Annotated in this window: 22 protein-coding genes; 21 read left to right on the top strand and 1 reads right to left on the bottom strand. The window is 68.0% G+C overall.

What is annotated here, in order from left to right; all coding sequences use genetic code 11:
• Positions 1-253 precede the first annotated feature (253 nt).
• The 3 genes from thrA to thrC are packed head-to-tail and all read left to right on the top strand — an operon-like array spanning position 254 to position 4,988.
• Entirely contained in the window at positions 254-2,758 is a 2,505-nt protein-coding gene (gene thrA, locus AC07UW_RS17860; RefSeq protein WP_495212557.1) for a bifunctional aspartate kinase/homoserine dehydrogenase I, read from the top strand.
• Positions 2,755-3,669, top strand: a complete 915-nt coding sequence (locus AC07UW_RS17855) for a homoserine kinase (protein WP_495212556.1) — start codon at positions 2,755-2,757, stop codon at positions 3,667-3,669. Before thrA ends, AC07UW_RS17855 begins: the two co-directional genes overlap by 4 nt.
• Before the next feature lie 29 nt (positions 3,670-3,698).
• Positions 3,699-4,988, top strand: a complete 1,290-nt coding sequence (gene thrC / locus AC07UW_RS17850) for a threonine synthase (RefSeq protein ID WP_495212555.1) — start codon at positions 3,699-3,701, stop codon at positions 4,986-4,988.
• Positions 4,989-5,140: 152 nt separating this feature from the next.
• Here the strand turns inward: thrC and AC07UW_RS17845 are convergent, their stop codons facing one another.
• Positions 5,141-5,893, bottom strand: coding sequence for a Crp/Fnr family transcriptional regulator (locus tag AC07UW_RS17845; RefSeq protein WP_336027699.1), 753 nt, complete (start codon positions 5,891-5,893; stop codon positions 5,141-5,143).
• A 139-nt stretch (positions 5,894-6,032) separates the two neighbouring features.
• Here AC07UW_RS17845 and hisS point away from each other — a divergent pair, with 139 nt between their 5' ends.
• The 18 genes from hisS (at position 6,033) to AC07UW_RS17755 (ending at position 26,287) form a co-directional block, all read left to right on the top strand.
• Positions 6,033-7,430 carry a histidine--tRNA ligase gene (gene hisS, locus AC07UW_RS17840; protein ID WP_025874842.1) on the top strand — a complete coding sequence of 466 codons (1,398 nt, stop codon included), beginning with the start codon at positions 6,033-6,035 and terminating at the stop codon, positions 7,428-7,430.
• A gap of 23 nt (positions 7,431-7,453) precedes the next feature.
• Complete coding sequence (locus AC07UW_RS17835; protein ID WP_059064072.1) at positions 7,454-7,723, top strand: hypothetical protein; 270 nt, start codon at positions 7,454-7,456, stop codon at positions 7,721-7,723.
• 164 nt (positions 7,724-7,887) lie between these two features.
• Positions 7,888-8,196, top strand: a complete 309-nt coding sequence (locus AC07UW_RS17830) for a YerC/YecD family TrpR-related protein (RefSeq protein WP_099842376.1) — start codon at positions 7,888-7,890, stop codon at positions 8,194-8,196.
• 34 nt (positions 8,197-8,230) lie between these two features.
• Positions 8,231-9,142: an ATP phosphoribosyltransferase gene (gene hisG, locus AC07UW_RS17825; RefSeq protein WP_033830971.1), complete on the top strand. Its 912-nt coding sequence runs from the start codon at positions 8,231-8,233 to the stop codon at positions 9,140-9,142.
• Positions 9,139-10,434 carry a histidinol dehydrogenase gene (hisD, locus tag AC07UW_RS17820; RefSeq protein ID WP_495212554.1) on the top strand — a complete coding sequence of 432 codons (1,296 nt, stop codon included), beginning with the start codon at positions 9,139-9,141 and terminating at the stop codon, positions 10,432-10,434. Before hisG ends, hisD begins: the two co-directional genes overlap by 4 nt.
• Positions 10,431-11,525 carry a histidinol-phosphate transaminase gene (gene hisC / locus AC07UW_RS17815; RefSeq protein WP_495212553.1) on the top strand — a complete coding sequence of 365 codons (1,095 nt, stop codon included), beginning with the start codon at positions 10,431-10,433 and terminating at the stop codon, positions 11,523-11,525. The genes hisD and hisC overlap by 4 nt, the downstream gene beginning before the upstream one ends.
• Positions 11,522-12,595, top strand: a complete 1,074-nt coding sequence (hisB, locus tag AC07UW_RS17810; protein WP_025874831.1) for a bifunctional histidinol-phosphatase/imidazoleglycerol-phosphate dehydratase HisB — start codon at positions 11,522-11,524, stop codon at positions 12,593-12,595. The genes hisC and hisB overlap by 4 nt, the downstream gene beginning before the upstream one ends.
• The gene (gene hisH / locus AC07UW_RS17805) at positions 12,592-13,194 is read left to right on the top strand and encodes an imidazole glycerol phosphate synthase subunit HisH (protein ID WP_025874829.1); all 603 of its coding nucleotides are present in this window, start codon (positions 12,592-12,594) and stop codon (positions 13,192-13,194) included. Before hisB ends, hisH begins: the two co-directional genes overlap by 4 nt.
• On the top strand, positions 13,191-13,925 hold the full coding sequence (gene hisA / locus AC07UW_RS17800; protein ID WP_032975531.1) for a 1-(5-phosphoribosyl)-5-[(5-phosphoribosylamino)methylideneamino]imidazole-4-carboxamide isomerase: 735 nt from the start codon (positions 13,191-13,193) through the stop codon (positions 13,923-13,925). The genes hisH and hisA overlap by 4 nt, the downstream gene beginning before the upstream one ends.
• Positions 13,919-14,695 (top strand): imidazole glycerol phosphate synthase subunit HisF, encoded by a 777-nt coding sequence (gene hisF, locus AC07UW_RS17795; RefSeq protein ID WP_222389787.1) that lies wholly within the window; start codon positions 13,919-13,921, stop codon positions 14,693-14,695. The genes hisA and hisF overlap by 7 nt, the downstream gene beginning before the upstream one ends.
• Positions 14,685-15,305, top strand: coding sequence for a bifunctional phosphoribosyl-AMP cyclohydrolase/phosphoribosyl-ATP diphosphatase HisIE (gene hisIE / locus AC07UW_RS17790; RefSeq protein ID WP_223494988.1), 621 nt, complete (start codon positions 14,685-14,687; stop codon positions 15,303-15,305). The genes hisF and hisIE overlap by 11 nt, the downstream gene beginning before the upstream one ends.
• 158 nt (positions 15,306-15,463) lie before the next feature.
• Complete coding sequence (locus AC07UW_RS17785) at positions 15,464-17,053, top strand: calcineurin-like phosphoesterase C-terminal domain-containing protein (protein WP_495212552.1); 1,590 nt, start codon at positions 15,464-15,466, stop codon at positions 17,051-17,053.
• 35 nt (positions 17,054-17,088) lie between these two features.
• Complete coding sequence (locus tag AC07UW_RS17780) at positions 17,089-17,373, top strand: hypothetical protein (RefSeq protein WP_025874818.1); 285 nt, start codon at positions 17,089-17,091, stop codon at positions 17,371-17,373.
• Between the two features lie 85 nt (positions 17,374-17,458).
• Positions 17,459-18,481 (top strand): glucokinase, encoded by a 1,023-nt coding sequence (locus AC07UW_RS17775; RefSeq protein ID WP_032975527.1) that lies wholly within the window; start codon positions 17,459-17,461, stop codon positions 18,479-18,481.
• A 52-nt stretch (positions 18,482-18,533) separates the two neighbouring features.
• Complete coding sequence (locus AC07UW_RS17770; protein ID WP_223494990.1) at positions 18,534-19,532, top strand: glycosylasparaginase; 999 nt, start codon at positions 18,534-18,536, stop codon at positions 19,530-19,532.
• Positions 19,529-20,260: a copper homeostasis protein CutC gene (locus tag AC07UW_RS17765; protein ID WP_223494991.1), complete on the top strand. Its 732-nt coding sequence runs from the start codon at positions 19,529-19,531 to the stop codon at positions 20,258-20,260. Before AC07UW_RS17770 ends, AC07UW_RS17765 begins: the two co-directional genes overlap by 4 nt.
• 381 nt (positions 20,261-20,641) lie before the next feature.
• Entirely contained in the window at positions 20,642-23,599 is a 2,958-nt protein-coding gene (locus AC07UW_RS17760; RefSeq protein WP_495212551.1) for a TonB-dependent receptor plug domain-containing protein, read from the top strand.
• A 186-nt stretch (positions 23,600-23,785) separates the two neighbouring features.
• The gene (locus tag AC07UW_RS17755; RefSeq protein ID WP_495212550.1) at positions 23,786-26,287 is read left to right on the top strand and encodes a heavy metal translocating P-type ATPase; all 2,502 of its coding nucleotides are present in this window, start codon (positions 23,786-23,788) and stop codon (positions 26,285-26,287) included.

The raw sequence follows: 26,287 nt of genomic DNA, 5'->3' as shown, positions 1-26,287 counted from the left end.
CAGCGGCCATCGCGGCGGTGTTTTCTGTACGCCATGGTCCTTGATGCCGCCACTGCCCGTCTGATCGACCCCGCTGCTGCGGGCCGTTCGACTGCGCCGGTCGCCATCACCACCATTACCACCACCACCGTCACCACTGCCCTGGTGCGGCCCGTCGTCTTCGTGTAACTCCCGAAAACAACGGCCCCGCACCATCCAGGTGACGGGGAAACTCGACCACCTGCATGCGACGGGGCCTCCAACCGAGGTCTGCATGTCTTCCAACGCCCCCGCCCATTCGCCTGCCGCGTCCGCTCTGGCCGCTCCGTCCACTGTCGTGCACAAGTTCGGCGGCACCTCGGTGGCCGACGCCGAGCGCTATCGCCATGTCGCCGGCCTGCTGCTGGCCCGTCCCGAGTCGTTGCAGGTCAGCGTGGTTTCGGCGATGAAGGGGGTTACCGATGCGCTGATCGAACTGGCGCATCTGGCAGCCCGGGGCGACACAGGCTGGCAGGAAGCCTGGCATGCGCTTCGCGCGCGGCATCGCGGTGCCGCGGTAGCGCTGCTGGGTGAGCAGGTGGGCGATACCGTGGACTGGATCGATGCACGCTTCGACCAGTTGGCCGAGGTGCTGGCCGCGCTGGCGGTGATCGGCGAACTGCCACGCGAAGTGCTCGACCGCGTGCAGGGCCTGGGCGAAGTGTTCTCCGCACAGTTGCTTGGTACCCACCTGTGCGCGCTGGGCGAGGACTGCGCGGTGCTGGATGCACGCGACGTGCTGGTGGTCGGCCACGGCGAACTGGGAGTGGATGTCGACTGGGATGCCAGTGCCGGCCGCCTTGCCGCGTGGCGGCTGCAGCACCCGCAGTCGCGCGTGGTCGCCACCGGCTTCGTCGCCCGCGACCGCCAGGACCGCGTCACCACGCTGGGCCGCAACGGCAGTGACTACTCCGGCGCGATCTTCGCCGCACTGTTCGCCGCCGATGAACTGCATATCTGGACCGACGTCGACGGCGTGCTGTCGGCCGACCCGCGGCTGGTGCCGGAGGCCGTGCAGCTGCACGCGCTGAGCTACGACGAGGCCTGCGAGCTGGCCTATTTCGGGGCGAAAGTGGTGCATCCGCAGACGATGTCACCGGCGATCCGGCTGGGCCTGCCGATCTTCATCCGCAATACCTTCCAGCCCAGCCATCCGGGTACCCGGATCAGCGCCGAGCGCTCGCCACGTGGCCCGGTGAAAGGGCTGACGCTGAGCACGGATCTGGCCCTGCTGAACCTGGAAGGCACCGGCCTGATCGGCGTGCCGGGTACCGCCGAACGCGTGTTCGCCGCGCTGCGCCAGGCGCAGGTCTCGGTAGTGATGATCTCGCAGGGCTCTTCCGAACATTCCATCTGCTGCGTTGTCCGTGCAGGCAAAGCGGCGCGTGGTCGCGAAGCCGTGGTGCAGGCGTTCTCGCACGAGCTGGCTGCTGGCCAGGTGCAGCGCGTGCAGGTCAGCGAGGGTGTCAGCGTGCTGGCCGCGGTCGGCGATGGCATGGCGGGCCAGCCGGGCGTGGCCGCGCGGCTGTTCGAATCGCTGGGCCGGGCGCAGGTGAACATCCTGGCCATCGCGCAGGGGTCTTCGGAACGCAACATCTCGGTGGCGGTGGCAAGCGCCGACGCGACCCGCGCACTGCGTGCCGCGCATGCCGGATTCTGGCTGTCGCCGCAGACATTCGCGGTGGGGGTGATCGGTCCGGGCAATGTTGGCGCTGCGCTGCTGGACCAGCTGTTGGCGGCGCGCCCGCAGTTGTTGGCCAAGGCCAATGTCGATCTGCGCCTGCGCGCGCTTGCGTCACGCTCGCGCATGCGCCTGGAGGCCGATGGCCTGCATGAAGACTGGCGCCAGGCGCTGCAGGACGCCGGCCAGGCCAGCGATCTGGACCACTTCACCGAGCACCTGCTGGCCGCGCATCTGCCGCACGCGGTGGTGATCGACTGCAGTGGCAGCGCCGAGGTCGCCGAGCGCTATGAAGGCTGGCTGGCCGCCGGCATCCATGTGGTGACCCCGAACAAGCAGGCTGGCGCCGGTCCGCTGGCACGCTACCAGCGCATCCGCGCGGCGGCGGCGGCCAGTGGTGCGCGCTTCCGCTACGAGGCCACGGTGGGTGCCGGCCTGCCGGTGATCACCACGCTGCGTGACCTGGTGGATACCGGAGACGAAGTGCTGGCGATCGAAGGCATCTTCTCGGGCACGCTGGCCTGGCTGTTCAATCGTTTTGACGGCAGCCAGCCGTTCTCGGCACTGGTCGCGCAGGCGCGCTCGATGGGCTACACCGAGCCGGATCCGCGCGACGACCTGTCCGGTGTGGATGTTGCGCGCAAGCTGGTGATCCTGGCCCGCGAGGCCGGTCACGCGCTCAGCCTGGAGCAGGTGCAGGTGGAGAGCCTGGTGCCGGCGTTGCTGCGCGAAGGAAGCGTGGACGATTTCATGGCCCGCCTGGGTGCCTCCGATGAGGCGCTGCTGGCCCGGCTGCACGATGCCCGCCAGCGCGGTGCGGTGCTGCGCTATGTCGCGCGGCTGGGGCCGGATGGCGCGTCGGTCGGGCTGCAGGAGCTGCCGGCCGACCACGCGTTCGCCAACCTGCGGCTGACCGATAACGTGGTGCAGTTCCGTACCCGCCGCTACTGCGACAACCCGCTGGTGGTACAGGGCCCGGGCGCGGGCCCGGAAGTCACCGCTGCCGGCGTGTTCGCCGATCTGCTGCGGGTGGCGGCCGGCGAAGGAGCGCGGCTGTGATCGCACGCGCTTTTGCACCCGCATCGGTGGCCAACGTGGCGGTCGGCTTCGACATCCTGGGCCACGCCATCGCCGGTATCGGCGATACGGTGAGCGTGCGCCGCATCGACGAACCGTTGGTGCGCATCGATGCGATCCGTGGCAGTGCGGTCGAACTGCCGCTGGATGCGCCAGGCAATACAGCAGGGGCCGCGTTGATCGCACTGCGTGCAGCGCTGGGGCTGGGCTTCGGTTTCGCCATCGAGATCGACAAGGGCATTCCGTTCGGCTCCGGCATGGGCGGATCGGCGGCCTCCTGCGTGGCAGCGCTGGTGGCAGCCAATGCACTGCTGGACGCACCACTGCTGCGCGACGCGCTGTATCCGTTCGCACTGGATGGAGAAGCCGTGGCCAGCGGTGGCCGCCATGGTGACAACGTCGGCCCGCTGCTGCTGGGCGGCGTGGCGTTGTGCACGGCCGATCGCCTGGTGCCGGTGCCGGTGCCGGCCAGCTGGCACAGTCTGCTGGTGCATCCGCATGCGGTGCTGGAGACCCGGCGGGCACGACAGGCGCTGCAGGGCAGCTATGCGCTGGGCGAATTCGTCGCGCAGAGTGCCCACCTGGCGCTGGTGTTGAGCGGTTGCCATCGCAGCGATGCCTCGCTGGTGCGCGCCGGCCTGCGCGATGTGCTGGTGGAGCCGCGGCGGGCGGGCCTGATCGTTGGCTTCGACGCGGCGCGTGATGCGGCATTGGCGGCAGGTGCGATGGGGGCGGGCATTTCCGGCGCCGGGCCCAGCGTCTTTGCCTGGTTTGAAGATGCCGACCAGGCGCGCGCGGCAGCGCAGCCGGTGCGTGCGGCGTTTGCCGCTGCCGGCTTCGACAGTGATGCCTGGATCTCGCCGCTGGATGCACCCGGAGCCTGCTTGTGCTGAATTCTTCCCCCCTACTGGATATCGATCCCATGCAATTCGTTTCGACCCGCGGCCAGTCGCCGGCTGTTGGACTCAGTGCGGCCATCGCCGCCGGTCTCGCGCCCGACGGCGGGCTGTACGTTCCGGAGGCGCTGCCGGCGCCGCGGATACTGCAGGCCGGTGCAACCCTGGCCGATACCGCCGCTGACCTACTGGCGCCATTCTTCGACGGTGACGTGCTGGCCGATGCCTTGCCATCGATCTGCCGCGAGGCCTTCGATTTCCCCGTGCCATTGCGCGCGCTGTGCAACAGCGGTGACCATGTGCTGGAGCTGTTCCATGGGCCGACGGCGGCGTTCAAGGACATCGGCGCGCGCTTCCTCGCCGGTGTGCTGTGGCGGCTGCAGACCGGCAAGGGACGCGATCTGACCATCGTCGTGGCCACCTCTGGTGACACCGGTGCGGCCGTGGCGGCGGCGTTCCATCGGCAGCCCGGCGTACGCGTGGTGGTGCTGTATCCCGATGGGCGGGTGTCGCCGCGACAGGCGCATCAGCTCGGCTGCTTCGGCGACAACATCCAGGCACTACGGGTGGCCGGCTCGTTCGATGATTGCCAGGCGATGGTGAAGCAGGCGCTGGCTGACCGCGATCTGCAGGCACAGGTGCCGCTGAGCTCCGCCAACAGCATCAGCCTGGGCCGGCTGCTGCCGCAGATGAGCTATTACGCGCACGCGGCGCTGACCCATCATGCGCAGCATCAGCGGCGCTTGAACCTGGTGGTGCCGACCGGCAACCTCGGCAACGCCATGGCGGCGGTGCTGGCGCGTGCACTGGGAGTGCCGATCGGGCAGATCGTGCTGGCCACCAACGCCAACGCGGTGCTGCCGCGCTATTTCAGTGGCGACCCGTACCAGCCAGCGGCCAGCATTGCGACCGTGGCCAACGCGATGGATGTCGGCGCGCCCAGCAACTTCGAGCGGCTGCGCTGGCTGTACCAGGGCGACGATGCCGAGCTGCGGGCGGCGTTCCGCGCCTTCGCAGTGGATGACGTGACCATCCGCGCGACCATCGCCAGCGCGCATGCCAGCGACGGTGAACTGTTCTGCCCGCACACGGCCACGGCGGTGAAGGTGCTGCAGGATCTGCGCGCCGGTGGCGCCAAGGGCGACTGGGCGGTGGTTGCTACCGCGCACCCGGCCAAGTTCGAGGCGGTGGTTGAACCGTTGATCGGTGAAGCAGTGGCGGTGCCGCCGGCCTTGGATGCATTGCTGCAGCGTCCGGCACATGCCGAGCCATTGGCGGCGGACTACGCGGCATTGCGTGAGCTGTTGTTGCGTTGATGGAGGCGTCTGCGTGGATGCCGGCCAGCGGCCGGCACTACCCATGATGGGTTGGGGATTTCTGCGGTTGCCGGCCAGCGGCCGGCACTACCCGTGATGCGTGCTTCTGGTAGTGCCGGCCGCTGGCCGGCAATCCGATACCAATCGGGCGCTCAGCCCTGCACGTCACCGGCCAGCGTGCGCAGGCCATCCTCGTCGAGGATCTCAACCACGTTCAGATGGGGCAGGGCGATCAACCCCTGCTGGCGCAGCTTGGTGAAGGTGCGGCTGACCGTCTCCATCGTCAGGCCCAGATGATCGGCGATGTCGCCGCGGCCCATCGGCAGGGAGACGCGCAGGCCATCTCCGCCCAGCTTGGCCTCGCGCGCGGCCAGGCGACGCAGGAAATCAGCGAGTTTTTCCGCCGGCTGCAGGCGTGCCAGCGCCAGCGCGGCGTCCTGTGCGGCGTCCAGCTCCTGGCAGGCGCGCTGCAGCAGCTTGCGCTCCAGGTGCGGATAGCGGGCGCGCAGGCCCTTCATCTGCGGCAGGGCAACGCGGCACACGCGGCTGTCGGCGATGGCCTCGATGTCGTAGCGATGGTGGTCGCTGCCGCTCAGGCCCAGGTAATCGCCAGGCAGCACGAAGCCATTGATCTGGCGACGGCCATCGGCAAGCGTGCGCACCAGCCGCAGCGCGCCACCGGTCAATGTATAGACATGCTGGCGCTCTTCGCCGCTGCGGGCGAGGGTGCTGCCCATCGCCAGCTGCTGCGATACGGTCACCTGTTCCAGCGCCTGCACCTCATCGGGCGACAGCGCAGAGCACACCGCCAGGTGGCGTACCGAGCAGTGCAGGCAGTCCAGCGTGGCGCAGGACGGCGCGGCGGGGTCGTTGGTGGCGGGCGGAGCGCCGGAAGGCCGGGACATGTTGCGTGGGCGTATCGCGGGCGGGGGAGGGCTTTATGATACTTCAAGCGGCCGTTGGACCCCTTATCTGCGGCTGAGCGATGCGGGGCGCTAGAATGTCGCCCCCTCCCACGTCCCCGATTCCGCAGGAGCTCCGCCCGTGATCAAGCCCCGTACCCCGCCCGGCACCCTTGAACTGCTGCCGCGCGAGCAGATTGCGTTCCAGCGCATGCTGGACGTCATCCGCCGCAACTACGAGCGCTTCGGGTTCCTGCCGGTGGAGACGCCGGTGTTCGAGCTGTCCGATGTGCTGCTGACCAAGTCCGGCGGCGAAACCGAGCGCCAGGTGTATTTCGTGCAGTCCACCGGCGCGCTGGCCAACGCTGCTGAATCCGGCGATCGTTCGCTGCCGGAGATGGCGCTGCGCTTCGACCTGACCGTGCCGCTGGCGCGTTACGTGGCCGAACACGAACACGAGCTGACCTTCCCGTTCCGCCGTTACCAGATGCAGCGCGTGTACCGCGGCGAGCGCGCCCAGCGCGGCCGCTTCCGCGAGTTCTACCAGTGCGACATCGACGTGATCGGCAAGGACAGCCTGAGCGTGCGTTACGACGCCGAAGTGCTGGCGGTCATCCATGCGGTATTTGCCGAACTGCGCATCGGTGACTTCAGCATCCAGTTGAACAACCGCAAGCTGCTGCGCGGCTTCTTCGAAAGCCTGGGCGTGGCCGAGGGCGAACGACAGCTGGCAGTGCTGCGCGAAGTGGACAAGCTGGACAAGCGTGGCCCCGACTACGTGCGCGAGACGCTGGTGGGCGAGGGCTTCGGCATTCCGGCCGAACAGGTCGAGAAGATCCTGGCCTTCGTTGCCGTGCGTTCGCAGGGTCATGCCGATGCGCTGGCACAGCTGGCAGCGCTGGAAGACGGTGCGGGTTCCTCGGAGATCCTGCGTGCCGGCGTGGCCGAGCTGCGCGAAGTACTGCAGCTGGTGCAGGCACTGGGCGTGCCGGAAAGCGCGTACTGCCTGAACTTCTCCATTGCACGTGGCCTGGATTACTACACCGGCACGGTGTACGAGACCACGCTGACCGACCACCCGCAGATCGGGTCGATCTGTTCCGGTGGCCGTTATGAAGACCTGGCCAGCCACTACAGCAAGTCCAAGCTGCCGGGCGTGGGCATTTCCATCGGCCTGTCGCGCCTGTTCTGGCAGCTGCGCGAAGCTGGCCTGATCGAGGGCATCGAGGCCAGCAGCGTGCAGGCGCTGGTGGCGCTGATGGACGAGCAGGGCATGCCGCAGTCGCTGGACATCGCCCGCCGCCTGCGCGCCGGTGGCATCAACACCGAAGTGCAGATGGAGCCGAAGAAGATCGGCAAGCAGTTCCAGTACGCGGCCAAGGCCGGTATCCGTTTCGTGGTGCTGGCTGGCGAAGACGAGCTGGCGCGCGGCGTGGTGGCGGTGAAGGACCTGCTGCGCGAGCAGCAGTTCGAAGTCTCCCGTGATGAACTGGCCAGCACCCTGCAGGTGGAACTGGAGCAGTCGCGGGTCATGCCGTGACGCGTGCCGCTGCAGGAACACTGATGCTGTTCCTGCTGGCGGCATGCCAGAGCGATCCGGCGTTGCGCAGCACCCGGATCGGCCCTGCGAATTACCAGCTGGTGGCTGATCGCTGCCATGTGATGGATCGAGCGCAGCTTGAGCAGGATCTGCAGGCCCTTGCCGAGCGGGCGTGCCCGGGCCGGGCAGGAACGCTGCAGAACCTGCAGTCCCGTCCAAGCCGGCAGGGCAGCCTGTTCGGTGAATGCCTGCGGCGCGGCGCGCTGCAGGCAGAGGTCCGCTGCCTGCCCTGATCGAAGCCCTGTCCATTGCCGCATCCGAACGCCCACCGCCCGGTGGGCGTTTTCGTTTCCGCTGCCTGAACGGGCCTGGCGGAACCTGGTCGTGCCTTTGACGCGGCCTGCAAGAATGCGTTAATGTACTAACACGATATTACATTGATGCAAGAGCCCCGCCCGTGAAAGCCCGCCCCGACATCGCCGCCAAAGACCCGCACGCCGATCTTGAAGCCTTGGCCCAGGCCTTTGCCGCGCTGCGCGAGCCGGAGCAGGTGGTCGCCTTCCTGCGTGACCTGTGCACGCCAGCCGAGCTGGAAGCCATGGCCGACCGCTGGAAGGTGGTGCCCCTGCTGCAGCAGGGCGTGCCCTACCGCGAGATCCACGAGCGCACCGGCGTCAGCGTGACCACCACCGGACGGGTGGCACGCACGCTCGAGCATGGCCATCGAGGCTATGCCGCCGCTGTCGACCGCCTTGCTTCGCGCTGATCCGCGCCCCGTTCCAGACTTCGAGACCTCCCCCATGAGTGCAACCCAGGCAGCGCCGGCGCGAGACCGGCTGCGTATCGCCATCCAGAAGAGTGGCCGGCTGGCCGAGCCCGCCCGCAACCTGCTCAGTGCCTGTGGCCTGAGCTGGCGCGAGAGCCGCGACAAGTTGTTCTGCTACGGCGAATCGCTGCCGGTGGACCTGCTGCTGGTGCGCGACGACGACATTCCCGGCCTGATCGCCGATGGCGTCTGCGACCTGGGTATCGTCGGCCGCAATGAACTGGACGAACAGGCGGCCGCGCGTCGCCAGATCGGCCTGGCCGATGCCTACCAGGCATTGCGGGGGCTGGGCTTTGGCCAGTGCCGCTTGATGCTGGCGGTGCCGGAAGACTGGCAATGGCAGGGGCCGGCACAACTGGCCGGTACCCGCATCGCCACCAGCTACCCGGCCATCCTCAAGCAGTGGCTGGCCGCGCAAGGCGTCGATGCACAGGTGGTGGAACTGTCCGGCTCGGTGGAGATCGCGCCGCGCCTGGGCACCGCCGACCTGATCTGCGACCTGGTCTCCAGCGGCGCCACGCTGCGTGCCAACCAGCTCACCCCGGTACACAACCTGCTCGACAGCGAAGCCGTGCTGGCCGGTGCGGTACGCGTTCCCGATGATGCGCGCGGCGCGCTGCGCAGCATGCTGCTGCGCCGCCTGGACGGTGTGGTGCAGCGGCAGGACCGCAAGCTGCTGATGTTCCGCGCCAGCGAGGACCGCGTCGACGCGTTGTCGCAGCTGCTGGCCGATGCCGAACCGTTGGTGCGTTTGCCTGCCGATGGCGGTGCATTGCGCCTGCAGACCATGTGCCCCGGTCCATTGACCTGGCAGCGCATGGAAGAACTGGAGCGCGCCGGCGCCCAGGGCCTGATGGTACTGAGCGTGGAGCGGTCGCTGGCATGAATCGTCTGATCTGGTCGCAACTTGACGAGGCCGCACGCAGCGCGGCGCTGACCCGCCCGGTGCAGACCGTGGCGCAGCAGACCCGTGATGCGGTGGCCGCGCTGATCGCGCAGGTGCGCACGCAGGGCGACGCCGCGCTGCGCGCGATCACCGCGCGCTTCGATGGCGTGGATCTGCAGGATTTCGAAGTTTCCGCAGCCGAGTTCGCAGCTGCCGATGCCGTGGTGCCGGCCGAGCTGCGCCAGGCCATGGTGGAAGCGGCCGAACGCATCACCCGCTTCCACGCGGCCGGCATGGGCCAGGGCTATACGGTGGAAACCGCGCCGGGCGTGGTCTGCGAGCGCATGCTGCGGCCGATCGGCCGGGTTGGGCTGTACGTGCCGGCCGGTAGTGCGCCACTGCCGTCCACCGCGCTGATGCTGGGCGTGCCGGCGCAGTTGGCCGCTTGCCCACAGGTGGTGCTGTGCACCCCGCCGCGTGCCGACGGTACGGCCGATCCTGCGGTGCTGGTGGCCGCGCGCCTGACCGGTGTGCAACGCGTGTTCAAGCTGGGTGGTGCGCAGGCGATCGCGGCGATGGCCTATGGCACCGAAAGCATCCCGGCGAGCGACAAGCTGTTCGGGCCGGGCAACAGTTTCGTCACCGAAGCCAAGCAGCAGGTGGCACAGGACGGTGCCGCCGCCATCGACATGCCGGCCGGTCCCTCGGAAGTGCTGGTGATCGCCGATGCCGGTGCCAACCCTGCATTCGTTGCCGCCGACCTGCTGTCGCAGGCCGAGCACGGCCCGGATTCCCAGGTGCTGCTGCTGACCGATGACGCGGCGATGCTGGCCGCGGTCGAGGCCGAAGTTGAGCGCCAGGTGGCCCTGCTGCCGCGGCAGGACATCGCCCGCCAGGCGCTGTCGGCATCGCAGTTGATCCAGGTGGAGTCGTTGGCCGATGCGTTTGCGATCAGCAACCGCTACGCCCCCGAACACCTGATCCTGGCCCTGCGCGAACCGCGCGCGTGGCTGGACCAGGTGCAGGCGGCCGGTTCGGTGTTCCTCGGCGACTACACGCCGGAAGCACTGGGTGACTACTGCAGCGGCACCAACCATGTGCTGCCCACCGCCGGTGCTGCGCGCGCCTACAGTGGCGTCAGCGTGGCCAGCTTCCAGAACCTGATCAGCGTACAGAGCGCGAGCGCCGCTGGCGTGGCCGCGATCGGTGGCTGCGCGCGCATCATCGCCAGCGCCGAAGGACTGGACGCGCACGAACGTGCGGTGGCACTGCGCATGGAGGTGGCCGCATGAGCGCGGACATTGACGGCGTGCTGGCCCTGGTACGGCCGGACCTGCAGGCCTTTGCCGGCTACAGTTCGGCGCGCAGCAGCGCTGTGCAGGGCGAGGTGTGGTTGAACGCGAACGAATCGGCGTGGGCCAATCCGGCAGACGCCGCCGGGGGCAGCCGCCGCTATCCGGAGCCGCAGCCGGCTGCGCTGTGTGATGCGCTGGCGTCGCTGTACGGCGTGCAGCCGCAACAGCTGCTGGTAGGCCGTGGCAGCGACGAGGCGATCGATCTGCTGGTCCGCGCCCTGTGCGTGCCGGGCCGCGATGGCGTGCTGGTGACGCCGCCGGTATTCGGCATGTACGCAGTCTGTGCGCGGTTGCAGGGTGCGCCGTTGATCGAGGTGCCGCTGATTGACGATGGTGAGGGCCTGCGCACGGACCTGGACGCGGTTATCGCTGTGGCCCAAGGGCAGGGCGCCAAGCTCGTTTTCCTGTGCGCGCCGTCCAATCCTGCCGGCAGCGATATCCCGCTGGCGGAGATCGAGCGCGTGGCCCTTGCCCTGCGCGGGCAGGCGCTGGTGGTGGTGGACGAGGCCTATGTCGAGTACGCGCAGCGCGCTTCGGCGACCACGCTGCTTGCCGTGCACGCCAACCTGGCGGTGCTGCGCACGTTGTCCAAGGCGCACGCACTGGCCGCCGCGCGTATCGGCACGTTGATCGCCGCGCCGGAACTGATTGCCGTGCTGCGCCGATGCCAGGCGCCGTACCCGGTGCCGACGCCGTGCGCCGAGCTGGCCGTGCAGGCGCTGCAGCCGGCCGCGCTTGCGCGCACCGCTGAGCGGGTAGCCACGGTCATCACCGAGCGCGAGCGCCTGTACCGCGCCCTGCAGGGCCTGCCCGGCATTGGCCGGGTATACGCTTCGGCCGGCAACTACCTGCTGGTCCGCTTTGCCGATGCGCAGGCGGCGTTCGACGCGCTGCTTGCTGCCGGCGTGGTGGTGCGCGACCAGCGCGCCGCATCGCAGCTGGGTGACGCACTGCGTATCAGCATCGGCAGCCCCGAAGAGAACGACCGCGTGCTTGCGGCCCTGTCGGCACGGAGGGCTGCGGCATGACGCCGATCCTGTTCATCGACCGCGACGGCACCCTCATCGAGGAGCCGGCGGATTTCCAGATCGACGCCTACGAGAAGCTGCGTTTCGTGCCGCAGGTGATCCCGGCGCTGCTGAAGCTGCGAGATGCCGGCTACCAGTTCGTGATCGTCACCAACCAGGATGGCCTCGGCAGCGAGAGCTACCCGCGCGCCAGCTTCGATGGCCCGAATGACCTGATGCTGCAGATCTTCGAAAGCCAGGGCATCGTTTTCCGTGACGTGCTGGTCGACTGCAGCTGGCCGCACGACAACGCGCCGACGCGCAAGCCGGGCATCGGCCTGATGACGGCCTACCTGCAGGACCGCAGCATCGACTGGGCGCGCTCGGGCATGGTGGGCGACCGCATCACCGACCTGCAGTTCGCCGACAACCTCAACATCCGTGGTTTCCAGCTGCGCACCGAACAGTTCGGCGGCGAGTGGGACTGGCCCGGCATCGCCCACGCACTGGCCGATGCACCACGCACGGCAGTGGTCCAGCGCAATACCAAGGAGACGAAGATCCGCGTCGAGCTGGATCTGGATCGTGCCGGCGATGCGCACATCCACACCGGCCTGCCGTTCTTCGACCACATGCTGGAGCAGATCGGCAAGCACGGCGGTTTCGCCCTGGACATCCGCGCCGAGGGCGATCTGCACATCGACGAACACCACACCATCGAAGACACCGGCCTTGCGCTGGGCCAGGCCCTGCGCGAGGCGCTGGGCGACAAGCGCGGCATCGGCCGTTACGGCTTCACCCTGCCGATGGATGAAACCCTGGCCAGCGCTGCGCTGGATTTCAGTGGCCGCCCGTATTTCGTGTTTGAAGGCGAGTTCAAGCGCGAGCGCGTGGGCGACATGCCGACCGAGCTGGTCCCGCACTTCTTCCGTTCGCTGTGCGATGCCAGCGGGCTGAACCTCAACCTGCAGGTGCGTGGCGACAACGACCACCACAAGGTTGAAGCCTGCTTCAAGGCCCTGGCACGTGCACTGCGGCCGGCACTGGCGCGGCAGGGCACCGCCTTGCCGACCACCAAGGGGGCGCTGTGAGCGAGGTCGTGCTGATCGATGCCGGTGGTGCCAACCTGGGTTCGGTGCGCTACGCATTGGAACGGCTTGGTGCGACGGTGAAGCTGGTCCGCGATGCTGAAGGCCTGGCCGGCGCGCAACGGGTGATCCTGCCCGGCGTCGGCGCGGCCGGCCCCGGCATGCAGCGCCTGCATGCGCAGGGCCTGGTCGAGCCGCTGCGCCAGCTGCAGGTGCCCTTGATGGGCATCTGCCTGGGCATGCAGCTGTTGTTTGACCGCTCCGAAGAGGCCGGCGTGGATACGCTGGGATTGATCCCCGGCGTGGTGCGCAAGCTGGTGCCGGCCTGTGGCATCCGCGTTCCGCACATGGGCTGGAACCGGCTGCTGCCGCTGCGCCCGTCGCTGCTGCTGCAGGGGGTACCCGAGCGCGCCAGCGCGTACTTCGTGCACAGCTATGCCGCGCCGCTGAACAGCCATACCGTCGCCGCCTGTGATCACGGCGGCCTGTTCACCGCCGTGGTCGAGCAGGGCCGCTACTTCGGCGCCCAGTTCCATCCCGAGCGGTCCGGCGATACCGGTTCGCTGATGCTGCGCAATTTCCTCGAGGGCACCGCTGCATGAGTTTCATCGTCTACCCCGCACTGGATATCCGCGACGGCCGCGTCGTGCGGCTGCGCCAGGGCGACTACGCGCAGGAAACCCACTATGGCGACGACCCGCTGCCGCGTGCGCAGGCATTCGCCACGCAGGGCGCACAGTGGATGCACCTGGTCGATCTGGATGCTGCACGTGCCGGTGGCTACACGTTGGCGCCGCTGTTGGCCGCGATCCGTGCGCAGACCCCGCTGCAGGTGCAGACCGGTGGCGGCGTGCGTGGCCGTGACGACGTGGCACGCATCCTCGATGCGGGTGCAAGCCGCGTGGTGATCGGGTCACTTGCGGTGCGCGAGCCGGCGCAGGTGATCGGCTGGCTGGGCGAGTTCGGCCCGGAGCGGCTGACCATCGCCCTCGATGCACGGCAGGACGCGCAGGGACAATGGCAGCTGCCGGTGCATGGCTGGACCGAGAACGCGGGGGTGACCCTGGATGCGCTGGCCGAACGCTATGCACAGGCCGGCATGCGTCACCTGTTGTGCACCGACATCGCCCGCGATGGCATGCTCGCCGGGCCCAACATCAGCCTGTACCAGCACCTCGCAGCGTTGCTGCCGGGCGTGGCGGTACAGGCGTCAGGCGGTATCCGCGATGTGGCCGACGTGGCTGCGGCACAGGCCGCCGGTTGTGGCGGCGCGATCCTCGGCAAGGCGTTGCTGGAACAGCGCATGGACCTGGCGGAGGCGCTGGCATGCTGAGCCGCCGCATCATTCCGTGCCTGGACGTGCGCGATGGCCGCGTGGTCAAGGGCGTGCGTTTCCGCGATCACGTCGACATGGGGGACATCGCCGAACTGGCGCAGCGCTATCGCGACCAGGGCGCCGACGAGCTGGTGTTCTATGACATCGGCGCCAGCCCGGAGGCACGGTCGGTGGACGTGGCCTGGATCGAGCGCATCGCGCGCCTGATCGATATCCCGTTCTGCGTGGCCGGCGGCATCGACAGCGTGGAGACCGCGCGTCGCGTGCTGTTCGCCGGCGCGGACAAGATCTCGATCAACTCACCCGCGCTGGGCCGCCCGGAACTGATCACCGAACTGGCCGAAGAGTTCGGCGTGCAGTGCGTGGTGGTCGGTGTCGACTCGGTACGCGAGGACGACGGCCAGTGGCGCGTGCGCCGTTTCAGCGGCGACCCGGACAGAACCCAGGCAGTGCCGCTGCGCACGCTGGACTGGATCGTCGAGGCGCAGCGCCGGGGTGCCGGCGAGATCGTGCTGAACTGCATGGACAGCGATGGCGTGCGCCGTGGCTATGACGTCGAGCAGCTGCGCCAGGCACGTGCGCTGTGCCAGGTGCCCCTCATCGCATCGGGCGGTGCGGGTACGATGGAGCACTTCGCCCAGGCCTTTGACCAGGCCGACGTTGACGGTGCGCTGGCGGCCAGCGTATTCCACAGTGGCGCCATCGCCATTGCCGACTTGAAGCGCTACCTGCGCGAGCAGCAGATCGAGGTGCGGGATGTCTATTGATGTGCGGCCGTCGCCGCAGGCGCTGGAAACGCTGGACTGGGACAAGGGCGATGGGCTGCTGCCGGCCGTTGTGCAGGACGCCGACACCCTGCAGGTGCTGATGCTGGGCTACGTCAGCGCCGAGTCGCTGGCAGCGACGCTGGCCATCGGCCACATGACCTTCTTCAGCCGCAGCAAACAGCGTCTTTGGACCAAGGGCGAGCAGTCCGGCAATGTGCTGGTGGTGCAGTCGATCAGCGTCGATTGCGATGCCGATACGCTGCTGGTGCTGGCGCGTCCGGCAGGCCCGACCTGCCACACCGGAGCGGAAAGCTGCTTCGACGGCGCGCCGAAGGACTTCCTCGGTGGCCTGGACCAGCTGGTCGCCGTGCGTGAGGCGCTGCGCCCCTCCGGCAGCTATACGACGTCCCTGTTCGAAGGCGGCATCCGCCGCATCGCGCAGAAGGTGGGCGAGGAAGGCGTGGAGACGGCGCTGGCTGGGGTGGCACAGGACGATGAGGCCTTGCTGGGCGAGGCGTCGGACCTGCTGTACCACCTGCTGGTGCTGCTGCGCGCGCGCGGGCTGTCGCTGGAAGATGCCCGCGACGTGCTGGAAAAGCGCCATCGTTAGAGGTGCGGTAGCGCCGGCCGCTGGCCGGCAACCTGATGATCGTGGGACGCCTGGTGGAATGCCGGCCAGCGGCCGGCACTACAGGAAACGCGGCAATCGCGTGCGCGATGTCATCGGCGGAATCTACAATAGGCGGTCTCTTTTTCTTGGACCGCCCCATGAAACTGCCTGCCGCCTGGCTGTGCTGCCTGTTGCTGACCTCGCCGGCCTGGGCCGCCGATACCGTGGTCAGCGGCAAGGTCTATCTGGAGCGTGACGGCAAGCCGGGCCGTGGTGCGACCGATCCGGGCCTGGCCGGCGTGCAGGTATCCAACGGCGAAGCCATCGTCAAGACCGCCGCCGACGGCAGCTACAGCCTGCCGGTGCGTGACGGGCAGACGGTCTTCGTGATCAAGCCCGATGCCTATTCCTTCCCGAAGGCTGCCGACGGCCTGCCGTCGTTCTGGCGGCACTACCGGCCCAACGGTTCGCCGGCGCTGAAGTACGGTGGCATCGCCGCGACCAGTGACGTTGCCCGCAACTGGGACTTCGCCCTGCAGAACGACCGGCATGACAGCCGCCGTGGTTTCCAGATGCTGGTGTTCACCGACTCGCAGACCGCCAACCTGCAGGACATCGGCTACTACCGGCAGTCGATCGTGGCGCCGCTGGTTGGGCAGACCAAGGCGCGGCTGGGTACCACGCTGGGCGACATCGTCAACGACGACCTGACCCTGTACCCGGCGATCAACAAGGTCACCACCGAACTCGGCGTGCCGTGGTTCCACGTACCCGGCAACCACGACCTGGATTTCGATGCGGCCAATGACGCGCATTCGCTGGACAGCTGGCGCAACATCTACGGCCCCGATACCTATGCAGTGGAAGAGGGCGGCGCCAGTTTCGTGTTCCTCGACGACGTGGTGTACGACCCCACCGCCAAACCGAAGTATGTCGGTGGCCTGCGCGAGGATCAGCTCGCTTTCCTTGCGGCCTACCTGAAGGGCCTGCACAAGGACCGCCTGCTGGTGCTGGGCATGCACATCCCGTTGTTCGACGCGGCACCGGGGCGCGAGACCTTCCGCCATGCCGACCGCCAGCGCCTGTTCGACCTGTTGAAGGACTTCCGTAACGTGCTGGTGCTCAGTGGCCACAGCCACACCCAGCAGCACGTCTACCACGGCAAGGCTGATGGCTGGCAGGGCGCCAGGCCGCTGCACGAGTACAACGTCGGTGCCAACTGCGGTGCGTTCTGGTCGGGCGTGAAGAATGCCGCCGGCGTGCCGGACAGCACCATGAGCGATGGCACGCCGAAGGGCTATGCGCTGCTGGACGTGGCCGGCAACGGCAGCTACCGCCTGCAGTACCGGGTGGCCGGTGCGGCAGCCAGCGAGCAGATCGGCCTGCATGCACCGAAGGTGCTGCGCAAGGGGGCTTACCCGGCGTGGGGCATCTACGCCAATGTGTACATGGGCGAGGATGCCAGCGTGGTCGAGTACCGCGTCGATGGCGGCGCCTGGCAGCCGATGAAGCAGGTCAGCCAGCCTGATCCGCGCCTGCTGGTGGAGAACGTCGCCGACGACCTGGCCACCACGCTGCGCGGTTACGACCGCTCGCCGGAAGCCACCGCCTCGCCGCACCTGTGGCGTGGCGCGTTGCCGACCGACCTGGCCGTGGGCAGCCACAAGGTCGAAGTGCGCTCCACCCAGCCCGATGGTGCGGTGTTCACCGCCAGCACCAGCTACAGCCTGCAGACCGCGCAGCCCTGAGCGCGGGCCACGCTTCCATCACGAAAGGACGCAGCATGGATATCCGCTTCATGGCCGGCACCACGCCGGTCACCCTCAGCCGCCACTGGTTCACCGGCGCGATGATGCTGCAGAGCGCCAGCGAGAAGGTCTGGGTGCAGCACCCGCTGCATCCGGGCACGCACTTCTCGTTCTCGCTGGTACAGTCGTGGCAGCGCCATATCGCCGGCCATGAAGTGCTGGTGGAGCGGACCCGGCCGCTGCTGTTCGCCGGGTTCCGCCCGCAGCGCCTGCGGGTGCTGGTGGACGGTGTGCAGGTGGCCGAGCAGGAAGGCATGTGACCCCGGGCGGCGCTGTCGCCGCGCTAGGCAAAGGCCGTCCAATGCCTGAGAATCGGCACGATTCAATCGATCCAAGCAGGCCAGCGTGAACGTTGCAGCAGTGTCCCCGGCGCCATCCGAGTCCGCCCGCAGCGGCGTCCCCCGCAGCCTGGTCGTCGCCGATGTCGGCGGTACCTTCGCTCGTCTTGCGTTGGCTGAGACCCTGCCGGGGCAGGCGCCGCGGCTGGGCAGCTACCGCACCTACGCCTGCGCCGACCACCCCAGCCTGGCGGCGATCCTGGCCGATTTCACCGCCAGTCTCGGCCAGCCGATGGCCAGTGCGGTGGTCGCCATCGCCGGCCTGCTCGACGGCGATACCCTGATCAATGCCAATCTGCCGTGGACGGTGTCGCTGTCGGCGACGCGCCGCGAGTCGGGCCTGCCCGACCTGCAGCTGATCAATGATTTCGAAGCAGTGGCGCTGGCCATTCCTTACCTGCAGGCCGACACGCTGGTGCCGCTGAATGGCGATGCCGATCCGGCCAAGACCTTCCCGGCATTGGTGCTGGGGCCGGGCACCGGCCTGGGCGCCGCGTTGCGCTTCGCCGATGGCGAGCGCCCGGTGCTGGCCAGCGAGATCGGCCACGCTGCGTTGGGCGCCGGCAATGCGCTGGAACTGCATGTGCTGGGCCAGCTGCTGCAGCGCTGGCCGCATGTGGACAACGAACGCGTGCTGTCCGGCAGCGGCCTGATGAACCTGTATCCCTGCCTGTGCGAACTGCGCGGCGTGGCTCCGCAATGGACCAGCACCGAAGCGCTGATCGCGGCTGCGCGGCAAGGCGACGACGCGCTGGCAGTGGAAACCCTGCAGGTGTTCTGCGCCTGGCTGGGCAGCCTGGCCGGCGACGCGGCGATCGCCGTGGGCGCGCGCTCGGTGTACCTGGCCGGCGGCATTTCCACCCATGTGCAGGACTTCCTGGCCGACGGCCGTTTCCGTGAGCGCTTCCTCAACAAGGGGGTGCTGACCGACGTGCTGCGCCAGGTGCCGGTATGGCGGGTCGAACATGGCCAGCTGGGTGTGCTCGGTGCGGCAGCTTGGCACGCAGCGCGGACCCCCGCGCACGATTGATCGGCGCTGCCGGCATCGGGCCGGCGGGCGCAGCATGCAGACGGAGGCGAAGATGGTGGATCGCAGGCAGTTTTTGCAGGCCGGTGCACTGGCCGCAGGCGTGGCAGCGTTGCCGGTGGTGAAGGCGAGGACGCACGGCGGCGCCAAGGTGGTCTCGACCTGGGACTTCGGCGTACCGGCCAACCAGGCCGCGTGGAAGGTACTTGCGCAGGGCGGCAGTGCGCTGGATGCGGTGGAAGCCGGTGCACGCTGGGCCGAAAGCGAGTTGTGCAATCCCACCGTCGGCCATTGTGGCAACCCGGACCGCGACGGCGTGCTGAGCCTGGACGCCAGCATCATGGATGGTGACGGCCGCTGTGGCGCGGTTGCTGCGCTGGTCGACATCCTGCACCCGGTGTCGGTGGCCCGCAGGGTGATGGAGAACAGTCCGCATGTGCTGCTGGTGGGCGAGGGCGCCCAGCAGTTCGCCGTGCAGCAGGGCTTCCAGCGCCAGCACCTGCTGACGCCGAAGGCCGAAGCGGCCTGGCGTGAGTGGCTGAAGACCGAAAAGTACGCGCCGCAGATCAATGCCGAGCGCCGCGGTCTTCCCGGCAACAGCGACAACCACGACACCATCGGCATGCTGGCACTGGACGCCAAGGGCAACCTGGCCGGTGCCTGCACCACCAGCGGCATGGCCTGGAAACTGCACGGCCGGGTCGGCGACAGCCCGATCATCGGCGCCGGCCTTTACGTGGACAACGACGTGGGCGCGGCCACCGCCTCGGGTGTGGGCGAAGAAATGATCCGCAACGCGGCCTCGTTCCTGGTGGTCGAGCTGATGCGCCAGGGCCGTTCCCCGGCACAGGCCTGCCGCGAAGCGATCGACCGGGTGGTACGCAAGCGCCCCGAAGCCAGCCGCACGCTGCAGGTCTGCTTCCTTGCCATGAACAAGCAGGGCGAGGTGGGTGCCTATGCACTGCATCGCGGCTTCGTCTACGCGGTGTGCGATGCGCAGCGCCAGGATGACCTGCGCGACTCACCGTCGATCTATACGAGCACGCAGGCGTGAGCGCGCGCCTGGCGCTGGAGATCGCCAGCAATTCGGTGGCTTCGGCGTTGGCCGCGCAGGCCGGTGGTGCAGATCGCATCGAACTGTTCGACAACCTTGCCGAAGGCGGTACCACGCCGTCGTTTGCCAGCATCGCCATCGCCCGCGAGCGGTTGCAGGTACCGTTGTTCGTGCTGGTGCGACCGCGTCCGGGGGATTTCCACTACGACGCGCTGGAAACCGAGCTGATGCTGCGCGACATCGCCCAGTGCCGCGCACTGGGCTGCGATGGCGTGGTGATCGGTGCGCTGGATGCGCAGGGCGATATCGACCTGCCGCTGTGCCGCGAACTTCTGCGTGCGGCTGGCCCGTTGCAGGTGACCTTCCACCGTGCCTTCGATGCCGCGCGCGATCTGCCGGCGGCGCTGGAGCAGGTGATCGGGCTGGGCTGCCAGCGGGTGCTGACGTCCGGCGGCCAGGCCAGCGCCGACGCCGGTGCCGATGTACTGGCCGCGCTGGTCGCGCAGGCGGCCGGAAGGATCAGCGTCATGGCCGGCGCAGGGCTGGGTCCGGGGAACATCGCCGCCGTGGCGCGGCAGACCGGCTGCCTCGAACTGCATGCCTCGGCCAAGGGGAAGCGACGTTCGGCCATGCAGTTCCAGAACCCGGTCCTGTGCGGGCTGGACCCGGACTGGAGCCAGACAGACACCGCCACGGTGAGTGCGCTGCGGAAGGCGCTCGACGGCTGAGAGCCTCAGGGGTTGGATCCCTTCGCTGAAGGGCTCCGACCCCGACCAGACGCTATCGGATCAGAGCGCCTCTGCGAGAGGATCCGACCCGGCTGCCAGTTCCCTACGGACAAAATCGTTCTGCGCGCGACTGTCGTGATCGTGTCATCGACATCTGTGCCGCTTCCATAAAGATGTCGTGCAACCCATTGATTCGCTTGGATGCCCTTCGGCGATAACGACACGCGTCAGGTGGATGCTGCGTCGCCGCATGCTGGGCGTGGTTCAGCTGTGCTTTAGTTTGGATCGATCCACAGGGGAGGGCGGTGGAATCGAGATGGATCGATTCAACGCCCGGGATCGCCATCCGACCGCGCGTCCACCATCCAAGAGCAACCACCCATGGCTCAGTCCGTCCGCAACCGCCGACATCTGCTGTCCCACGCCCTCGCCCTGGCCCTGCTGCCGTTTGCCGCTGGCGCACAGGAAGCGGCCCCGTCGCCCACCAAGGATCTTGATGCGGTCACCGTCACCGGTTCGCGCATCAAGCGTGCCAGCGTCGAGGGCCCGGCCCCGGTCAACGTGATCAGCGCCGCACAGATCCAGAAGGAAGGCTTCGTCACCGTCTACGACGCACTGAAGACCCTGACCGAGGCGACCGGCACCGTCGAGGCGGCGTCGCAGTGGGGCTCGCACACCCCCAATGCGAGCGGCCTGAACCTGCGCGGCATGGGCCCCAACCGCAGCCTGCTGCTGATCAATGGCCGCCGCGTGGCCGACTATCCGCTGCCCTATGGCGGCGAGACCAATTTCTCCAACTACAGCAACATTCCGGCGGCGGCGGTCGATCGCATCGAAGTGCTGACTGGCGGCGCCTCGGCGATCTACGGTTCAGACGCCATCGCCGGCGTGGTCAACGTCATCCTCAAGACCAACTACGACGGCGACGAAGTGCGCGTGCGCGGCGGTACCTCCACCGAGGGCGGGCGTGACACCTGGGATCTGTCTTGGGCGGGCGGCAAGACCGGTGACAACTGGAGCGTGACCTACGCCCTGCAGTACACCAAGCGCGATCCGCTGTTCGGCCGTGACCGGCCACAGATGGACGACGCCGACGATGCGCTGTACCCGTCCTGGAACATGGAGCAGCGCAAGGTCGGTTTCCGTCCCACCGCTGGCCTGGCGTTGATCGACCCCAGCAACGGCCAGCGCCTGGCGCCGCCGGACGGCACCTGCGAGAAATTCGCTGGCGAGTACTACACCGCCGACCGCCTGGTCTACAACTACAACGCCAATACGGTGAGCAACACCGGCCGCCTCTGCGGCATGAGCGCCGACTACGCCAACTGGCTGTTGACCGGAGGCTCGGAGAACCTGTCGGGCAACCTGTATGCCACCTTCGATTTCGGCAACGATCTGCAGGCCTGGAGCAACCTGGCGGTATACCGTTCCGAAGCGATCTGGGGCACCAATCCGCCGAGCGTGTCGCTGATCGACGATGCCAACGGTTACTACTGGGATGCCAACCGCAATCGCCCGGTGCTCGGCGTGCGCCAGTTCACCCCGAACGAAGTCGGTGGCCTGGACACGCTGCGCAATACCAACCGCGAGTTGTCGTGGGATATCAGCGCAGGCCTGCGCGGGCGCCTGGCCGATCGCTTCGACTGGAGCGCCACGGTCGGCCGTTCCTACTACCGCGTCGAGGAGCGGCAGAACGTGGTCGACGAGCAGAAGTCGTACGACTTCTTCCTCGGCCCACGGCTGGGCACCACCGGCGATGGCGAGGCGATCTACGCCTTGAACGAGTCGCGCTGGTGGAACCCGATCACCCCGGACCAGTACTGGCAGATGGGCACGGTAGCGAAGAACCGGGCGTCGTCCTACGTCAACCAGGCCTCGGCCGACATCACCGGTGAACTGTTCCAGGGCTGGGCCGGGCCGATCTCGTTCGCCGCGGTAGCCGAAGTGGCCAAGCAGGGTTATCACCTCAGCCCGGACCCGCGCGCGGGCATCGATTTCGATCTGCAGAACGTCGATCGCGGCGGTGGCGAGCGTACCCGCTACTCGGCCGGTGTCGAATTCAAGATCCCGTTGGCCGACAGCCTGATCGCCACCGCGGCGGCACGCTATGACCGGTACGGCAGCTACAAGGCCGACGGCGGCGGCGAAGCGCTGGATATCGGCAGCCAGAAGGAAACCACCTGGAACGCCGGCCTGGAATGGCGGCCGTTCGAGTCGCTGCTGGTGCGCGGTTCCTACGCGACCAGCTTCCACGCGCCGGACATGCACTACCTGCTGGGCCAGGCCAGCAGTTCCGAAGTGCTGACCTACGATCGCCTGCGCTGCATCGAGAGCGGCGCTTATCTGGTCAACAACTGCGGCGTGGGCAATACCGATGTCTGGTACGCGTTCGATGTGAACCGTCGGGGTACGCCGCTGCTGCGCTCGGAAACCGGCGATTCGTGGACGGTCGGCTTCGTGTGGGATGTGCTGCCGAACCTGTCGATGAGCGCTGACTACTGGGCGATCAAGCTGGAAGACATGATCGTCGACGTCGGTGCGGACGAGGTGCTGGCCAGCGAGGCCGGCTGCCTGACCGGCAAGAACATGGACGGCACGCCGTGGGCGAACCCGGCAGGTGAGGCTTACTGCGCCGGCATCCTGGCTCGGGTGAACCGTGACAGCAGCGGCCGGCTGGTGTCGATCGAGCGCGGGCCGTTCAACCTGGCCAGCCGCGAAGTGCGCGGCATCGACCTGAGCGCGCGCTACCGGCTGGAGACCGCCGCATGGGGCAGCTTCCAGCTGGGGGTGAATTACACCAACCAGATCTCGACGAAGGAGCAGCGCTACGCCAACGACCCGAATCCGGAACGCCGCGATCGTGACCTGCGCAGCAAGCTGCGCGCCAGCGTGGCCTGGCAGGGCGGCAACTGGAATGCGAACGTGTATGCCGACCGCATCGGTTCGGTGCCGGGCGTGCGCTACCACTGGGGCACCGACCGCTTGGACAACCCCGGTGGCTGCCTGCCGTTCGCCGATGGTTACGTGCCCAGCGACAGCCCGTCGCTGAACTGCCTGGAACCCGCCACGCGTCCGGATGGATCGGCCAATCCGAACCCGAATGCGGGGCAGCAGACGGCGCGCTATTACGGCCGGGTCGGACCGTTCATTACCTGGAACTTCAACGTCGGCTATCAGGTGACCGAGTTCATGAAGGTCAATCTGTACGTGAACAACGCTTTCAATGCGACCAGCTGGAACCACAAGGACCCGTACAAGGTCGACTACGATTTCGCGCCGACCCGCTTGTTGGGCGCGGTGGGCCGCGAGTTCGCGCTGGAGTATGTGTTCACGTTCTGAGGGAAGGCGGCGCCGGGCATGGCCCGGCGCCAGCCACGATTTGACGGGCAGCCACGCATGGCGTGGCTCTACTGGGCGCGCGCGGGATGGGTGGGTCGTTGGCGGGGTGGGGTGGATTTGACCTTCCCACGATGGCAAGGTCTAGGCTGGTCGCCATCCTCCAGATGGAACCAGGGAAACCAGGCCATGAGCACCTCCAGCCCCACAGCCGTCCACGAGACGGCTTCCACCATCAGCCTGCCGATCGAAGGCATGACCTGCGCCAGCTGTGTTGGCCGCGTTGAAGCGGCCCTGGCCAAGGTCGAGGGGGTCGCCAGCGTGTCGGTCAACCTGGCCACCGAGCGCGCGGACATCCGTTCCTCTGGTCCGGTCGACCGCGATGCGCTGATCCAGGCAGTGGAGAAGGTGGGCTACGAAGTACCCGCCGCGACCACCGAACTGGCCGTGGAAGGGATGACCTGCGCGTCCTGCGTCGGCCGCGTGGAGCGCGCGCTGCTGGCCGTACCGGGCGTCAGCCACGCCAGCGTCAACCTGGCCACCGAGCGTGCGACCGTGCGCGGCGTTGCCGGCATCGATGCACTGGTGGCGGCGATCGACAAGGTTGGATATGCGGCGCGCGCGATCGATGGCGGTACCCAGGTCGACGAGGAAGCGGCGGAAAAGAAGGATGCCGAGCGGGTGGCGCTGAAGCGCGACCTGATCCTGGCCAGCGTGCTGGCGGCCCCGGTGTTCGTATTGGAAATGGGCTCGCACCTGATCCCCGGCATGCACCATTGGGTGATGTCCACGATCGGCATGCAGGCCAGCTGGTACCTGCAGTTCGTGCTGACCACGCTGGTCCTGGCCATTCCCGGCCGGCGTTTCTACCAGAAGGGCTTCCCGGCGCTGCTGCGCCTGGCGCCTGACATGAACTCGCTGGTGGCGGTGGGTACCGCGGCGGCGTTCGGTTATTCGGTGGTGGCCACCTTCATCCCGCGCCTGCTGCCGGCGGGCACCGTGAATGTCTACTACGAAGCGGCGGCAGTGATCGTCGCGCTGATCCTGCTCGGCCGGTTCCTGGAGGTGCGCGCGAAAGGCCGCACCTCGGAGGCGATCAAGCGCCTGGTCAACCTGCAGGCCAAGGTGGCGCACGTCAGCCGCGAAGGGCGCATCGTCGATATCCCGATCAACGAGGTGCTGCTGGGCGATCTGCTGGAAGTGCGTCCGGGCGAGCGCGTGCCGGTGGATGGTGAGGTGACCGATGGTCGCAGCTACGTCGACGAATCGATGATCACCGGCGAGCCGATCCCGGTGGAGAAGTCGCCCGGCAGCAGCGTGGTTGGCGGCACCGTCAACCAGAAGGGTGCGCTGACCCTGCGTGCGACCGCGGTGGGTGGGCAGACCATGCTGGCGCAGATCATCCGTCTGGTTGAACAGGCACAGGGTTCCAAGCTGCCGATCCAGGCCGTGGTCGACAAGGTGACGCTGTGGTTCGTGCCGGCGGTGATGCTGGCGGCCCTGGCCACCTTCCTGGTGTGGCTGATCTTCGGACCGTCGCCGGCGCTGACCTTCGCGATGGTCAACGCGGTGGCCGTGCTGATCATCGCCTGCCCATGCGCGATGGGGCTGGCGACGCCGACCTCGATCATGGTCGGCACCGGCCGCGGCGCCGAGATGGGCGTGCTGTTCCGCAAGGGCGAGGCGCTGCAGCTGTTGAAGGACGCCAAGGTGGTGGCGGTGGACAAGACCGGCACCTTGACCGAAGGTCGCCCGCTGCTGACCGACCTGGAGATCGCCGACGGCTTCGATCGTGCGCAGGTACTGGCGCGGGTGGCGGCGGTGGAGTCGCGCTCGGAGCATCCGATCGCACGCGCCATTGTCGAGGCGGCGACGGAGGAGGGTATCGCGTTGCCGGCGATGGTTGATTTCGAGTCGGTGACCGGCATGGGTGTGCGTGCCACCGTCGACGGTGCGCGGGTGGAAGTGGGTGCCGATCGCTTCATGCGTTCGCTAGGCGTGGACATCGGCATGTTCGCTGCGCTGGCCGACCGCCTCGGCAACGAAGGAAAGTCGCCGCTGTATGCCGCCATCGATGGCCGCCTGGCGGCGATCATCGCCGTCTCAGATCCGATCAAGCCGAGTACGCCGGCCGCCATTGCCGCGCTGCACCAGCTGGGCCTGAAGGTGGCCATGATTACCGGTGACAACGCTGCTACCGCGCAGGCCATCGCCCGCCAGCTCGGCATCGATGAAGTGGTGGCCGAGGTGTTGCCCGAAGGCAAGGTGGAGGCGGTGCGCCGGTTGAAGGCGGCCTACGGGCAGATTGCGTTCGTCGGTGATGGCATCAACGATGCGCCTGCGCTGGCCGAAGCTGATGTGGGCCTGGCCATCGGTACCGGCACCGACGTCGCGGTGGAATCGGCTGACGTGGTGCTGATGTCCGGCAACCTGCAGGGCGTGCCCAACGCCATCGCGCTGTCGAAGGCGACCATCGGCAACATCCGCCAGAACCTGTTCTGGGCCTTCGCCTACAACACCGCGTTGATTCCGGTCGCGGCGGGTGCGCTGTACCCGGTATGGGGCGTGCTGCTGTCGCCGGTGTTCGCCGCCGGTGCCATGGCCCTGTCCAGCGTGTTCGTGCTCGGCAATGCGCTGCGCCTGCGGCGCTTCCAAGCGCCGATGGTCGAGGCGCCCCATGCGGCCCAGTAA

This window comes from Stenotrophomonas sp. GW821-FHT02D01 (assembly GCF_059421765.1).
The sequence above is the reverse complement of the archived record's forward strand: the minus strand, read 5'-3'. Positions and strand labels throughout refer to the sequence as shown.

What these genes read in the sequence shown, in the direction of transcription:
- thrA (WP_495212557.1), top strand. Translation starts at nt 254, where the DNA reads ATGTCTTCCAACGCCCCCGCCCATTCGCCTGCCGCGTCCGCTCTGGCC.
- thrC (WP_495212555.1), top strand. Translation starts at nt 3,699, where the DNA reads ATGCAATTCGTTTCGACCCGCGGCCAGTCGCCGGCTGTTGGACTCAGT.
- AC07UW_RS17845 (WP_336027699.1), bottom strand. Translation starts at nt 5,893, where the DNA reads ATGTCCCGGCCTTCCGGCGCTCCGCCCGCCACCAACGACCCCGCCGCG.
- AC07UW_RS17835 (WP_059064072.1), top strand. Translation starts at nt 7,454, where the DNA reads ATGCTGTTCCTGCTGGCGGCATGCCAGAGCGATCCGGCGTTGCGCAGC.
- hisG (WP_033830971.1), top strand. Translation starts at nt 8,231, where the DNA reads ATGAGTGCAACCCAGGCAGCGCCGGCGCGAGACCGGCTGCGTATCGCC.
- hisD (WP_495212554.1), top strand. Translation starts at nt 9,139, where the DNA reads ATGAATCGTCTGATCTGGTCGCAACTTGACGAGGCCGCACGCAGCGCG.
- hisC (WP_495212553.1), top strand. Translation starts at nt 10,431, where the DNA reads ATGAGCGCGGACATTGACGGCGTGCTGGCCCTGGTACGGCCGGACCTG.
- hisB (WP_025874831.1), top strand. Translation starts at nt 11,522, where the DNA reads ATGACGCCGATCCTGTTCATCGACCGCGACGGCACCCTCATCGAGGAG.
- hisA (WP_032975531.1), top strand. Translation starts at nt 13,191, where the DNA reads ATGAGTTTCATCGTCTACCCCGCACTGGATATCCGCGACGGCCGCGTC.
- hisF (WP_222389787.1), top strand. Translation starts at nt 13,919, where the DNA reads ATGCTGAGCCGCCGCATCATTCCGTGCCTGGACGTGCGCGATGGCCGC.
- hisIE (WP_223494988.1), top strand. Translation starts at nt 14,685, where the DNA reads ATGTCTATTGATGTGCGGCCGTCGCCGCAGGCGCTGGAAACGCTGGAC.
- AC07UW_RS17785 (WP_495212552.1), top strand. Translation starts at nt 15,464, where the DNA reads ATGAAACTGCCTGCCGCCTGGCTGTGCTGCCTGTTGCTGACCTCGCCG.
- AC07UW_RS17780 (WP_025874818.1), top strand. Translation starts at nt 17,089, where the DNA reads ATGGATATCCGCTTCATGGCCGGCACCACGCCGGTCACCCTCAGCCGC.
- AC07UW_RS17770 (WP_223494990.1), top strand. Translation starts at nt 18,534, where the DNA reads ATGGTGGATCGCAGGCAGTTTTTGCAGGCCGGTGCACTGGCCGCAGGC.
- AC07UW_RS17760 (WP_495212551.1), top strand. Translation starts at nt 20,642, where the DNA reads ATGGCTCAGTCCGTCCGCAACCGCCGACATCTGCTGTCCCACGCCCTC.
- AC07UW_RS17755 (WP_495212550.1), top strand. Translation starts at nt 23,786, where the DNA reads ATGAGCACCTCCAGCCCCACAGCCGTCCACGAGACGGCTTCCACCATC.